This window comes from Rhizobium sp. ERR 1071 (assembly GCF_007828675.1).
In the GTDB taxonomy this organism is placed as follows: domain Bacteria; phylum Pseudomonadota; class Alphaproteobacteria; order Rhizobiales; family Rhizobiaceae; genus Rhizobium; species Rhizobium dioscoreae.
Genome location: NZ_VITM01000004.1, coordinates 362,066 through 374,995 on the forward strand (window position 1 = coordinate 362,066; position 12,930 = coordinate 374,995).

The 12,930-nt window shown below is 60.5% G+C and carries 9 protein-coding genes; 1 reads left to right on the forward strand and 8 read right to left on the reverse strand.

Features of this window, described 5'->3' with window-relative positions:
• Positions 1-279: 279 nt before the first annotated feature.
• The 8 genes from FBZ99_RS16400 to FBZ99_RS16435 all read right to left on the reverse strand — a co-directional run bounded on the left by FBZ99_RS16400 (position 280) and on the right by FBZ99_RS16435 (position 10,539).
• On the reverse strand, positions 280-1,578 hold the full coding sequence (locus tag FBZ99_RS16400; RefSeq protein WP_145634175.1) for a CmpA/NrtA family ABC transporter substrate-binding protein: 1,299 nt from the start codon (positions 1,576-1,578) through the stop codon (positions 280-282).
• Between the two features lie 55 nt (positions 1,579-1,633).
• Complete coding sequence (locus FBZ99_RS16405; protein ID WP_069614611.1) at positions 1,634-2,221, reverse strand: ANTAR domain-containing response regulator; 588 nt, start codon at positions 2,219-2,221, stop codon at positions 1,634-1,636.
• Positions 2,222-2,337: 116 nt separating this feature from the next.
• Positions 2,338-3,390, reverse strand: coding sequence for a siderophore-interacting protein (locus tag FBZ99_RS16410; RefSeq protein WP_145634045.1), 1,053 nt, complete (start codon positions 3,388-3,390; stop codon positions 2,338-2,340).
• Positions 3,387-5,378 carry a Fe(3+)-hydroxamate ABC transporter permease FhuB gene (gene fhuB / locus FBZ99_RS16415; RefSeq protein WP_145634178.1) on the reverse strand — a complete coding sequence of 664 codons (1,992 nt, stop codon included), beginning with the start codon at positions 5,376-5,378 and terminating at the stop codon, positions 3,387-3,389. Before fhuB ends, FBZ99_RS16410 begins: the two co-directional genes overlap by 4 nt.
• On the reverse strand, positions 5,371-6,216 hold the full coding sequence (locus FBZ99_RS16420; RefSeq protein ID WP_233788582.1) for an ABC transporter substrate-binding protein: 846 nt from the start codon (positions 6,214-6,216) through the stop codon (positions 5,371-5,373). Before FBZ99_RS16420 ends, fhuB begins: the two co-directional genes overlap by 8 nt.
• A 238-nt stretch (positions 6,217-6,454) precedes the next feature.
• A complete protein-coding gene (locus tag FBZ99_RS16425; protein WP_145634049.1) occupies positions 6,455-8,641 on the reverse strand; it encodes a TonB-dependent siderophore receptor in 2,187 nt (728 codons plus the stop codon).
• A gap of 169 nt (positions 8,642-8,810) precedes the next feature.
• A complete protein-coding gene (locus FBZ99_RS16430; RefSeq protein ID WP_113354365.1) occupies positions 8,811-9,695 on the reverse strand; it encodes an AraC family transcriptional regulator in 885 nt (294 codons plus the stop codon).
• 205 nt (positions 9,696-9,900) lie between these two features.
• Complete coding sequence (locus tag FBZ99_RS16435; RefSeq protein WP_113354366.1) at positions 9,901-10,539, reverse strand: hypothetical protein; 639 nt, start codon at positions 10,537-10,539, stop codon at positions 9,901-9,903.
• A 324-nt stretch (positions 10,540-10,863) separates the two neighbouring features.
• Between FBZ99_RS16435 and htpG the strand changes: the two genes are divergently transcribed.
• A complete protein-coding gene (gene htpG, locus FBZ99_RS16440) occupies positions 10,864-12,753 on the forward strand; it encodes a molecular chaperone HtpG (protein ID WP_113354368.1) in 1,890 nt (629 codons plus the stop codon).
• The last annotated feature ends 177 nt before the right edge of the window (positions 12,754-12,930 follow it).

The following is a 12,930-nucleotide window of genomic DNA, read 5'->3' on the forward strand; positions in this document are numbered from 1 at the left end:
AATCCTCGGGGCAAGAACCTTGCGACGTCGATGTCTTTGCGAGCGCGTTTTCCGCGCATTGCGTGCTTCGATCGCCGTTGATCGAAGCGAAATTGAATAAGCAAGCCGCGTGCCAGTTTTTCACGGCGCGATCATAGCATTGTAATTGCTCGATTATTCAGGAAGATGGTTCGAAGGCCGCTGTGCGGGCAGTTGCGATTTCTGCAAATATTTTGAGCGGATGCCGCTCGCCGGCTTTTGATCCTGCGTTTATTCTGTGCAGCGCAGCATGCCTTGAGGCTAGATGTCGTCGCTCAAAGACTGCGTCGCGCTTGTCGTTTTCACGGCAAATCCGGCGACATAGGCGGCGATCTCCGCTGGATCGAAAATATGGCCGTCCATGAAGCGGTCGCCATCCCTGCCGCCCTCGATACGGATATCGGCATCGTCGGGCGACGCCTCGCTGCCGAGTGCCAGCCGATAGAGATCGGAACGGTAGGCCGAGGCTGCCATCTTCATGTTCTGCTCGGAAAATGCGCTTTGCCCCCAGCGTATCATCTGGCTGAAGATCCAAAGTGCCTGGCTCGGGCGCGGATAGTTGGCAAAGCCGCCATGGAAACTGAAATACCTGTCGATGATGCGGCGATGGCCTCTGGCATCAAGGTTGAATTCGCCTGCCAGCACATGGCGGATGATGTGTACAGGTGCCGCAATATAACGCTGATCGGCAAGCGCTTCGGCAAGGGAATCGTGATTTTCCGGCCGATCACACCAGCGCGCAGCTGCGTCCAGCGCCACGATAAGGCGCGACACGGTTTCCGGATGGTTTTCGGCCCATTCCGGGCGCATGCCGATCACCTTTTCGGGTGCGGAGGGCCAGATATCCTGCTTTGCTGCGACGATGCGGCCGACGCCTCGTTCGGATGCGACCATGTTCCAGGGGGCGCCGACGCAGAAGCCATCGATGGCGCCGGCGGCGAGCGCATCGGATGTGAGAGGCGGCGGCACGACGACGAGCTTCACGTCCCGGTCCGGATCGATGCCGCCGGCGGCCAGCCAATAGCGGAATTCGTAATTATGCGACGAGAAGGGATAGGTCATGCCAAGCGTCGGCGGCTGCTCCCCGCGCGCCTTCATGGTATCGACCACCTTCGCAAGCGCCTGCGAATTTTCCAGTGCGCTTGCCTGATCGCACAGGCCTGTTTCTTCGCACATGCGGTCGAACAGCCGCGTCGATAGCGTGATGGCATTGCCGCCATAGCCGAGAGAGAATGGCGTAATCGTGGGCGAGGGGTTTGAGCCGAGCCCTAGCATCGCTGCGACCGGCATCGGCGAGAGCATATGGGCGATGTCGAATTGGCGAAAGGCAAGACGGTCGCGGACATTGGCCCAGGAGACGTCCTTGACGAGATCGAGGGCGATCCCCTCCTTGCGGGCGAAACCGAATTCCGCCGCCGCAATCAGGACAGAAGCATCGACGAGCGGAATGAAGCCGGCGCGCAGTATGCGCGGGCCTTCGCCGGCAATCTGGGCAGGCGCCGAAGGATTGCTGTCACCCGCCTGTTGGGCTTTGGCGGAACGGGTTGCCTGCGCTCTCATATTCACTCCGATGCCTCCCCTCTCAAGGCGACGGACAAGATGGGGCTCGGTACGCTCACATCAGCAACCCCGCTGCCGTCACAACGCTTTGCGCGATCTCGGACATCTTCTTCTTCTCGTTCATGGCCGTCTGTCGCAGCAGCGCGAAGGCTTCCTCTTCCGAAAGGCCGCGCATCTTCATTAAGATTCCCTTGGCCCGCTCGACGATCTTGCGTTCTTCAAGCGCAGACTTGGCGTCCGCCAATTCCCGCTGTAGCCGGCTGAAGGCATTGAAGCGGCTGACGGCCATATCGAGGATCGGCTTGACCCGCTCCTTCTTGAGGCCGTCGACGATATAGGCTGATACGCCGGCCTCGACAGCCGCTTCGATCGAGGCGGTGTCGGAACGATCGACGAACATGGCGATTGGCCGCCCTACCGTCCGCGTCAGCTGAAACAGATGCTCCATCATGTCGCGGTTTGGATTTTCGAGATCGATGATAATGACGTCGGGACGCAACGTCTCGATCGTGCGTGCGACGCCCTGCACTTCATGGATGACCGTCACCCGCGCATGACCAGCCTCCCGCAGCCCCTCTTCGATAATCGAGGCGCGGATCGTGTTTTCATCGATCACAAGAATGGTCAGATCGAGACGGCTCATTGCATCTTTATGACGCAACGCAGCAAGGCGAACAAGTGTTGTTCGCTGAAATATTGGGCGACTTTAAAAATCGCCTAAATATTGGGCTGCCTCGACCTGTTCTGGCTATTTCCTCATCAACGCTGCCAATAGGCGGCGATGCTGAAAGTGCCAGGATCCCTGGCGATCTCGCTCTTGACGAAAGCGCGGACGGCACGCGCCTGCTTCTGTTCGCAGGCGACCCAGACAAAGGTTTTCGGATCGGCCGCAGGCACGATGTCGCGCAGGATGCGTTCAAGCGTATCCGTCGTCCCGGCAGCGGCATCATTGCGATGCAGCCAGGTGACATTCATCGATGCGCTTGATGTCAGCGGCTGCTCTTCTTGTTTGTCGGCGACCTCAAGAAGGATCCGCAACTCGGCATTGGCAGGGACGGAGGCTGCGATGCGGGCGATGGCCGGCAGCGCGGTTTCGTCGCCGGCGAGAATGAGCTTGCGTGCTGTCGGCACGCCGCCGCCACCGGGGCCGATCAGGCCGGCAGGATCGCCGGGGCGAGCAGTCAACGCCCAGGTCGCTCCCGGCACATCGTCGCCTTCATGTACGACGAAATCGATATGCATCTCGCCGCGGTCAAGATCGATGCTACGGATCGTATAGGCGCGGATGGTCAGCGCATCATCGCCCTTCGGCCAATGGATGCGGCCGTCCGGCTCCGTATGCGGCCAGACCGGCTCGCGGCCTTTCGGCGGAATGAGCAGGCGCGCATGCAGGCCGCCCTCGACGAAATGCCTGGCATCATCAGTCGCAACGACGACGCGGCGCATGTGCGGAGTGATATCGTAGGCATCGACGACCCTGATTTCGCGGAAGTTCGGTATGGCTGATGGTTGCGGGCCGTCGGCCCAATCGAGGGCGAGAGTGTTGCTGGTGGAGAGTTCGAACAGGTTTTCGGCGACCATGCTGCGGATCGTGAAGAGCATGGCTGCCGTCGGGCAACGTAGCTTGATGTCGAGACGATCCTTGCTGACGGCGATGTCGGCGCTGCCGATGACGGTATCGAGGCGGGCTCCGGCCTCACTTCTCGTGATGGTGACATGTTCGGCAAAACGCGCGCAGAACTGATCCAGCAATTGACCGGCATCCTTGTGGGTCGCCACGCCGGAAGCGGTGAAATCCCTTGAATGCATCATTTTTTCGTCTCCTTGCGGGTCAGGAACCAGATGAGATAGGGCCCGCCAATCAGCGCCGCGAACAGACCGACGGGAACCTCATAGGGAAAGATCACAATGCGCGACAGCCAGTCGGCCAGCACGAGCAGCATGGCGCCAAGCAGCAAGCTCGCGCCCAACTGTTTGAGGGTGCTACGAAAGCCTATGAGACGCCCAAGATGCGGTGCGATCAGCCCAGTCAGGCTGAGCGGGCCGACGAGGAAAGAGGGGATCGCAGTCAAGATGGCCGCAAGAACCGCCAGAGTGAGGCGGCTTGCCGCAACCGAGAGGCCGACGGAGCGCGAAACGTCGCCGCCGAGCGGCAGCACATCGAACCATCGCCTCAGGATCGGCAGGATCGGAACGAGAAGCACAAGCGAAATGACGCCGGTCCAGGCTTCGAAGGAACCGGCCCGATTGGTGGAGCCCGACAGCCAGGTCAGCAGGAGATAGGCGCGCAGATCGCCGCGTGAGAGAACGACAGTGACGATTGCCATGCAGAGGGCGCCAATGGCGACGCCCGAAAGCAGCAGTCGCTCGGGGTCGAAGCCGCCGCGCGCGCTGAATGCCATCATGGCAAGGAATGCAATCAGCGCGCCGATCGTCATTGCGGTGATCGTGACGACGGGGGAGGGGAATGCAAAGAGCAAGAGTGCAATCGTCAGGCCCGCACCGCCGCCGGCGCTCACTCCCAGGATCTCGGGGCTTGCGAGCGGATTGGCGGTGAGGCGCTGCATGATGAAGCCGGCTGCGGCGAGCATCGCGCCCGCAGTTGCCGCAACGACGGTGCGCGGCAGGCGGAAAGGCAGAAGTTCCCGAAACTGGCTGCCGATCGCTACGTGCCAGCCATCGAAACTGCGCCCGACCGACAGAACAATGAGGATCAGAAGAACGAAGCCGAGTGCGAGCAAGGCAAGCGCTCGTCCCGGTGCTGCAATCGTCAGCCGCGCGCGAGGACCGTCAACGGCGCGCAGCGCATTGCCGGAATGCAGGCGCCGCAGAAGCAGCAATAGGAGGGGGCCGCCAAGGAGCGCGGTCGCTGCTCCCGTCGGGGCAAGGTCGGTGAACCCCGGCGAGAGGAGCTGCACCAGGCAATCCGTCAGGAACAGCAAGCCGGCGCCGGCGATAGGGGCGGCGATCAGCAGGTGCTGCGTGCGCCGCGCGCCGCAGAATCTGGCGATGTAAGGTGCGGCAAGCCCAAGAAAGCCGATGATGCCGACCTGCGCCGTCACCGAAGCCGCCAGCCAGACGGCAAGCGCCAGAATGGCGAGGCGCATGCTGTGCAAGGCAAGGCCGAGGTTCTTGGCGCTGCTGTCGTCCAGGCTCATCACCGTCAGAGGGCGGACCAGTACCAATGCGGCTGCAAAGCCGATGATCAGGCGCGGCGCAAGCGTGATGACGCCGTCCCAGTTTTGCTGGTTCAGCGCGCCCGCGCCCCAGATGAAGACGGACATGGCATATTCGCCGCGCGCGAGAATGATGGTGACGCTAAGTGCGGTTGCAACCAGCGTCACCATCATGCCGCATAGCGCCACCGTCACCGGGTCGAGACCACGCCTCCAGCTCAATGCCAGAACGATCAGGACCGCAGCAAGCCCGCCGACAAAGGCAGAGATCTCCCGCGGCAGGCCGATCAGCAAGGGAAAGAGCCCGACAGCGATCGTCATTGCCAGCTGCGACCCGGCGGCGATCCCGAGCGTCGAGGCGTCGGCGATCGGATTGCGCAAGACTCTTTGCAGCAAGGCGCCCGAAAGGCCGAGAGCCGCACCGGCTATGATTGCGATAGCCGAGCGCGGCAGCAGGCTATCGGTGAGCAAGATATGGTTGAGTGCGGCTGCCTCGCGTACATCAGCGGCAAGCTGCGGCCGCAGCAAGAGCAGAGCTGCAAAAGCAAGGATGCAGAGAGTGGCGAGCAGAGCACCGTTGCGTGCCAGCGATTTGCCTTGGGCAATCACAGGCCGATCAATCATTCCATGCACGGTTGAGGCCTCCTGCAAGGAGATCGGCGAAGCGTTCTGCCGCCGGCAGCGCACCATAGGGATTGATCGAGCCGAGCATGAGGACACGACCTTGCCGTACCGGCGGAAGCGCATTCCAGAATGCGCTTTGCTGGAGTTCCGCCAGAGCTTCGGCCGGATGCGGCGGGATGAGGACGATCCATGCATCCGGCATGGCGGCTAGCCGTTCGATGCCGACCGGTGCGGTTGCCGAATAACTCGTCAAATCCGGCCAGGCATTGGTTAGGCCGGTGCGGGTGAGAACTTCGCCGAACATGCTATCGGAACCGAAGACGCGAAAGTGCCTGGCGTCGCCCAGATTGATCGGCAGGATCGGCCGGTGATCGCCCTTGCTGAAACTGACGCGATAGGCTTCGAGTTTTTCGCGCATTGCATCGACGAGGGTGCGACCTGTCATAAGTCCGAGCCGTTCGCCGATCGCAAGGGTTGCCTGTTCCGAAAGCCGGTAAGGGCTGGCTCCGGGTTGATAAATGGCGTGGCTCTCGACCGGTGCGATCAGCCGCATGCGATCGTCGGCCCAGGTATAGAAATTGGAATTGAAGATCAGATTTGGCCGGGATGCATAAAGGGCTTCGAAGTTCGGCGTGCCGCGCAGCCCGAGATCGGCAACGCCCGCGGGAATGGCCGGGGTCACGGCAACGTCGCGGAATTGCAGTAATTCGGTGCCGGCAACCACATTTGCGCCGATCGCCAGCAGGGTTTCCAGAATGGCCCAATCGAGCGTCGCCACACGCGGGCTCGCCGCGGCGCGCGCCGGCGTCACGCCGGCGATCGCACTTGCGCCTGCCATCGCAATGAACTCTCTTCGAGACAGCTTATGAGCGTTTCCTGCTGTCATTGGAAATAGCTGACCAGGCTGCAGCACTGTGACTGGGCAAGCATCCCTGCGCCGACGCGGTAAATTCGCAGCCACTGCGTCGTCATGCGTAAGCGTTGCCTTCGTTTTGAAACGAGTTAGAGGATTGCGTTGCGGCAATCCCCCGGTTCCTTGCCATGATTGAAAATAAAAGTATACCTTAATCCTCAACTTACCACTTCTTGCTGAGCTTGAAGGTGATGGTTCTCGCTTCGCCGTAGCCGCAGACATTCTCGCCGGCGCAACCCGAGACATATTCCTTGTCGAACAGGTTCGAGACGTTGAGCGCCGCACCCCAGCCCTTCTTCTCGTAGCGAATGCCCGCATCAAAGAGCGTTGCGGAGGGTACACGCAGCGTATTGGCCTGGTCTGCCCAGGACTTGCCCTGGTAGCGCACGCCGGCGCCGATGCTGAGCCCGTCAAGCGCATCGCTCGTGAAGGCGTAGTCGATCCAAAGGGATGCGGTGGAATTCGGCACCAGATAGGGCGAGTTGCCGATGATGGAGGAGTCGAGGTCCTTGGTGATCGTCAGATCCGTGTAGGAATAGGAGCCGAGGAGCTTCCAATTATCATCTAGATTGACCTTGCCTTCGAATTCGACACCGCGCGAGCGGACCTCGCCGACCTGGCGCTGCAGGAAGGTGACCGGATCGGTCAGCGCCATGTTCTTGCGGTTAATCTGGAAGATGGACGCCGTGAACAGGCCGTCGATGAAGTCGGGCTCATACTTGATGCCGGCCTCGTATTGCTCGCCCTTTTCCGGGGTCAGGCCGCCGCCGCTGACGCTGGTGCCGATCAGAGGATTGAAGAAGGTGCCGGCGCTGACATAGGGCGTGATGCCGTTGGAAAACTCGTAGGCGAGGCCCGCACGGCCGCTTGGCGCTGATGCGTTCGACTTGTAACTTGTGCCGACCTTCGAGTCGGAATTGGTGTCGACGAAGTCGTAACGGCCGTTGAGCGTGACCAGCCAGCCATCGCCGAAGCGCATCTGGTCCTGCGTATAGATACCGAGTTGCTGCTGCGTCATGACCTGATTGAGGTAGACGAAGTTGGTTCCCTGCGGCGTGCCGTAGACCGGGTTCGTTGCGCTGATCGGATTGGAGCCGCAGCACGCCTGGATCTGGTCGAGGCGGTAGATCGAATAGTCCGTGCCGATCAGGAAATCATGGCTGATCGGGCCGGTGTCGAACTTGTTTTCCGCGCGTGTGTCGACGGAGAACGTATCGACCTTTGAGCGCTCGAAGAAGCCGATGCGGTTCAGCATGTAGTTGGGATCGTCATAACCAGGGCTGAGCGGATTGCCGTCGACATAGCCGTTCAGATAGGGGCCTTCCTCGCGCTTGTAGAGATGGCCGTAACGCGCGTTCTGCGACACGGTCCAGCCGCCGTCGAAATCGTGTGAGAATTCGTAGCCCAGCATCTGCTGGGCATATTTGAGATTATCGATGCTTCGCTCGCCATAGAAGGCATCGCGCTTGATCTTGCCGAAGGGCGCATCGACAACGGTGCCGACATAGGGGAAGAAGCCGTTGCCGCTATGGATTTCATCCAGGCCGCTCAGCATGCCGAAGACGGTCAGCTTGGTGGACTCATCGGGTGAGATGGTGACCTGCGGCATGATGAAGCCGCGCAGGTCGTGGGTGCCATCGCTATAGGTGTCGCCGCCGGCGATCTTGCCGGTCAGGCGGTAGCGATAGACGCCGTCGGCCGAAAGCTTGTCGGAAAAGTCGAAGCCGACGAAGGCATTGCCGAGATTGTTGATGCCGATCTCGGTCGAATATTGCGGAATGTCCGTTGGCTCCTTGCGAACCATGTTGACGAGGCCGCCCGGATTGGCGCCGCCATAAAGCACGGAGGAAGGCCCCTTCAGCACTTCGACGCGCTCGAGCATATAGGGATCGATTTGGAAGCCACCGAAGCCGTAGCTATAGAGCGTCAGGCCATTCATGAAGACGCCGCTCTGCGTCGCGTCGAAGCCGCGAATGTAGAACCAGTCGGTATCGCCATCATTGCCGAAGGGCTGCGCGGTGACGCCGGGCGTATAACGCAGAGCCTCATCCACCTTGTTGGTGATGCCGCGATCCTGCATTTCCTGCTGGCCGATGACGGAGACCGATTGCGGTACCTCGGTGATTGGTGTGTCGGATTTTGAGCCTGCCGTGGTCTTCCTGGCGACATAGCCCTTAACCGGCGCGGTACCGTTGTCTTCACTCTTCTGTTGCGAACCCTGAATAACCAAAGGCTGCAACTCCGTCGGCGTTTCCTGCGCCATGACCTTGGAGCCCGCCAGCAGCGCGATAAGGGCTGCGCCCGTTGCCATGAGCCGCGCTCGCGATACGTCCTGCTTCAATCCCTGCATTTCCGTCAATTGTCCCGAATTCTTGCGCCCGTTCAGCCCCGGTGGCCGATCCGTCGATAAGATGAGCAGTTAACTCATATTTACAGGCGCGGCTTGTCTGTCACGGGGGAAATTGAATGTTTTTGGGCAATTCTCCGCAAAACCTACAATTGCTCGCGGGCTGTGGTTTTCAGGCAAGCCTGCTGCGCTTCCAGCTGGCAGGCGCAGCGCCGACATTCTTGCGGAAGACGCGGGTGAAATGCGCCTGATCGGCAAAGCCGGTTTCGACGGCAACGGTTGTCAGCGGCATCTCGCTGTTCAGGAGCAGATGCTTGGCCTTTTCGAGTCTGGCCTGCGTTTGCCATTGATGCGGCGGCAGGCCCGTCGACGCCTTGAAGGCGTGGCTGAAATGCGACTGCGAGAGGCCGGTCAATTCAGCCAGTTCTTCCAGCCGGATGGCGCGCGTGCAGTTCTCTTCGATATAGTCGACCGCGCGCCGCAGCTGCCAGGTGGCAAGGCCACTGCGCTTGCGCGGCTGGGTGCCGCGCAGTTGCAGCACATTGATCAGCAACGAAAGTGTCAGGCCGTCGCCGTAGAGATCGTGCAGCGGCTCCGGGTTTTCACACTCGGCCGCGATCAGCTCGGCAAGCGCCATTATGCGCGGGTCGTTGAAATGCAGCTGCGGACGGTCGAGCCGCGCCGCGTCGATATGTTCCATCAGGCGCTGGCTGATGATCTCGGCGTCGAAATGAATGTCGAGGTGGCGGACGAACTCGACGCCTGCCATGTCGACCCAGAGCTCCATGCCAGCGGGAATGTAGGAGATGCGACCACTACTATAATCCTGCAGCTGGGCCTGCGCGCGAGGCGAGGGGCGGACATTGGTCTTACCCGCACCGCGCTGTTCCAGAAGGATGAACAGACGCGGATCGCGTGCCACATAATATCCGCCAGCCTGCGCCGCGCAATTGACGTTCCAGATGTCGGCAACCATGCCGTTCCAGTGGCGGCGATGCATACCGCCGATGACGGAAAAGCCTCCGATCTTGTTCTGCATTCTTGGCTGAAACGTCATTTGCTGCTTCCGGCGTTGCTTCTGCGCAATAATCCTTCAAATTAAACTCAAGTTATTATAACAACACTGCCAGGATAGCAATCCGCATGGGCGCGAGGGCGGTTGCCATGCAAAAAGATCTCTACCCGCGTCTCCAAATACAAACGGGATGCCCTTTCGAGCATCCCGCCTTTGAGATCGATACTACTGACTTAAGGTCTGTATCCTAGAACAGACCTGCCAATCTCACCGTTTTTGCATCGGGCTGAAACGAAGCCTGGATCACGTTGGACGGCTGATGGTTGGGAGATGGCTGGGGTGCGACGGCATGTGCCGGCCGAGGAGCCGGGCTCTGAGCCGGGCCGCAGCTTCCGGAGCTCGTTTTCTCGACCCGAGGCTTGCCGCTGCCGGAGCTGAAATACTCCACGGTTTGCGTGCAGGTGCCCTTGCCCGATGTCATCGAGATGACCGTATATCCTTTCACGCCTGCGGGGAGCTTCGACAGATCGATCTTCATGAGATTATCCGAGCCATCCGGCCACGGCGCGAAAAGACGCGGATCATTCATCAGGGCTGCAGCCTCGCGATCCATGGCAGCCGAGATGCGCTCTATGTCGGCGAAGGGCGAGACGTCGTCGATTGGAGCAAAGCCCGCCATCGACGCCGGATCGTCCCGGAAGGTAATCGTCGGTGGCTGAGCACCGCTGTAGCGGATCAATTCCAGCGAGCCGTCCGGCAGGCGAACTGTCATTTGGTGCGTATTGGCGGATTGCTCAATCTTCTGCTGAGCGACGGCCTGGCTCGCCAATCCTGTGGCTGTGATAAGGCCGGCGCTGATGAGAAATGCATTGCGGAGGGTTAGCACGATGATCTCCTTTGCGTTGAGAGCATGTCGGATCGGCTCCCGCTTGAATGGCTTGGAGCGCCGATCGATGCGAACCCTTTCGATCTTGGTCTCGCCTCTGCCAAATTTATGGCAGTCACTGCGGCACCACGCCGCAGTGGGGCCGCACTGCTGTCAATCCTGCGTGATAAACTCGTGACAGAAGCGTCGCGTGAACGCTTCCGCACGCGAAGCGGGCCCATTCGCTCGTTTTGAGCTCTATGGGACAACGCCCGCTTGAAATTTCGCTTGTCTTCCGCCACCTGTGCGGCGCGACTTTTTTTATTCCCAGGAGACTAGACGCTTATGACGACCACCACCGCAGAAAATACCGCCGAGAGCCACGTTTTTGAGGCCGACGTTGCCCGCCTTCTGCACATGATGGTTCACTCGGTTTATTCGGACAAGGATGTCTTCCTGCGCGAGCTGATCTCGAACGCGGCCGATGCCTGCGAGAAGCTGCGCTACGAAGCGATTGCCCATCCCGGCTTGCTTGCCAACGATCCCGACAGCCGCATCCTGCTGACGCTTGATGCCGATGGCAGCAAGCTCATCGTCGAGGATAACGGCATCGGCATGAGCCGCGACGAGATGATCGAAGCGCTCGGCACAATTGCCCGCTCGGGCACGCGCGCCTTCATGGAGCGAATCGAGGCCAACAAGCAGGGCGAGGGTGCGCAGCTCATCGGCCAGTTCGGCGTCGGCTTCTATTCCTGTTTCATGGTTGCCGACCGCGTCGACGTCATCTCGCGCCGCGCCGGTGCGGAGGATGCCTGGCTCTGGTCTTCCGATGGCAAGGGCGGCTACAGCGTTGCGCCTGTTGACGTCAGCGAGGCACCGGCGCGCGGCACTCGCATTACGCTGCATCTGATGGAAGATGCCAAGAGCTATGCCTCGCGCTGGAGCGTCGAGCGCATCGTCAAGGAACAGTCCGGTCATGTGCCGGTGCCGATCAAGATCGCCGAAAAGCCCGGCGAGGAAGCGACGCAGCTGACCGACGGCACCGCGCTCTGGACGAAATCGAAGAACGACATCACGTCTGAAGAGTACACCGATTTCTATCGCGGCGTTTCCGGCCAGTATGACGAGCCGGCGCTGACGGTGCATTTCCGCGCCGAGGGTCGCCATGAATATTCGGCGCTTGCCTTCGTGCCGGGCTCGCAGCCCTTCGATCTTTTCGATCCGGACCGCAAGGGCCGCATGAAGCTCTATGTGAAGCGCGTCTTCATCACCGATGAAGCCGAATTGCTGCCGCGTTATCTCCGCTTCGTGCGCGGCCTCGTCGACACGTCGGACCTGCCGCTCAACGTCTCGCGCGAGATGATCCAGGAAAGCCCGATCCTGACGGCGATCCGCAAGGGCGTGACCAATCGTATCATCACGGCGATCGAGAAGCAGGCGGAGAGCGATCACGACGCCTTCCTGAAGATCTGGGAGAATTTCGGCAGCCTCATCAAGGAAGGCCTCTACGAGGACTTCGAGCGCCGCTCGCAGCTTCTGGCGCTCTCGCGCTTCCGCACGACTACCTCGGGAGATGGCTATCGCTCGCTTGCCGACTACATCAAGGATGCCAAGGAGGGCCAGCAGTCGATCTACTATCTCGTCGGCGGCAGCCTCGAGCAGCTGAAGGCGTCGCCGCAGCTCGAAGGTTTCCGCGCTCGCGGTATCGAAGTTCTGTTGCTGACCGATTCCGTCGACAGCTTCTGGGTGACCAATGCTCCGGAATTTGAGGGCAAGAGCTTCAAGTCGATCACGCAAGGCTCCGCTGATCTCGCCCAATTCAAGAAGCAGGACGAAGACAAGCCGGAAAGCGAAAGCGCGCCCGCCGAAGTCCAGGCCTTCCTCGACTATGCCAAGCAGAAGCTGGCCGACGAGGTCTCCGATGTCCGTGCATCCGATCGTCTGATCGAAAGCGCCGTTTGCCTCGTTGCCTCCGAGCAGGGTTATGACCGCCAGCTTGAAAAGATACTGCAGGGCGCCGGCCGCCTGCAGTCTGGTGCCAAGCCGATCCTTGAGATCAATATGGATCACCCGGTCGTCAAGGCGATTGCCGCCAAGGCGGATGCGCCGTCCCTGCGTGACGATGCGGCTTTCCTGCTGCTCGATCAGGCCCGCGTTCTCGACGGCGACAAGCCGGCCGATCCGCGTGCCTTCGCCGAACGACTGGCGCGGCTGATGGAAAAGGCACTGCAGTAATCAATCAGTCGGCACGGCTTTGAAAGGCCGTGCCGACCTGCTCGGCAGAGCTTGCGTCCGCGTGGGCGTCGGATGCGAAACTTGTCTAAAATTATCATCTTTTCGTTGCGCGAGGAAACGTCCTCTTTTATAGAAGACATGCACACTGGCCGGATCGCTCGGCCACGTAAGCGTTAA

Excerpts from the sequence above, each read along its gene's own strand:
- htpG (WP_113354368.1), top strand. The coding sequence starts at position 10,864 with ATGACGACCACCACCGCAGAAAATACCGCCGAGAGCCACGTTTTTGAG.
- FBZ99_RS16405 (WP_069614611.1), bottom strand. The coding sequence starts at position 2,221 with ATGAGCCGTCTCGATCTGACCATTCTTGTGATCGATGAAAACACGATC.
- FBZ99_RS16430 (WP_113354365.1), bottom strand. The coding sequence starts at position 9,695 with ATGACGTTTCAGCCAAGAATGCAGAACAAGATCGGAGGCTTTTCCGTC.
- FBZ99_RS16420 (WP_233788582.1), bottom strand. The coding sequence starts at position 6,216 with ATGGCAGGCGCAAGTGCGATCGCCGGCGTGACGCCGGCGCGCGCCGCG.
- fhuB (WP_145634178.1), bottom strand. The coding sequence starts at position 5,378 with ATGATTGATCGGCCTGTGATTGCCCAAGGCAAATCGCTGGCACGCAAC.
- FBZ99_RS16410 (WP_145634045.1), bottom strand. The coding sequence starts at position 3,390 with ATGATGCATTCAAGGGATTTCACCGCTTCCGGCGTGGCGACCCACAAG.
- FBZ99_RS16400 (WP_145634175.1), bottom strand. The coding sequence starts at position 1,578 with ATGAGAGCGCAGGCAACCCGTTCCGCCAAAGCCCAACAGGCGGGTGAC.
- FBZ99_RS16425 (WP_145634049.1), bottom strand. The coding sequence starts at position 8,641 with ATGCAGGGATTGAAGCAGGACGTATCGCGAGCGCGGCTCATGGCAACG.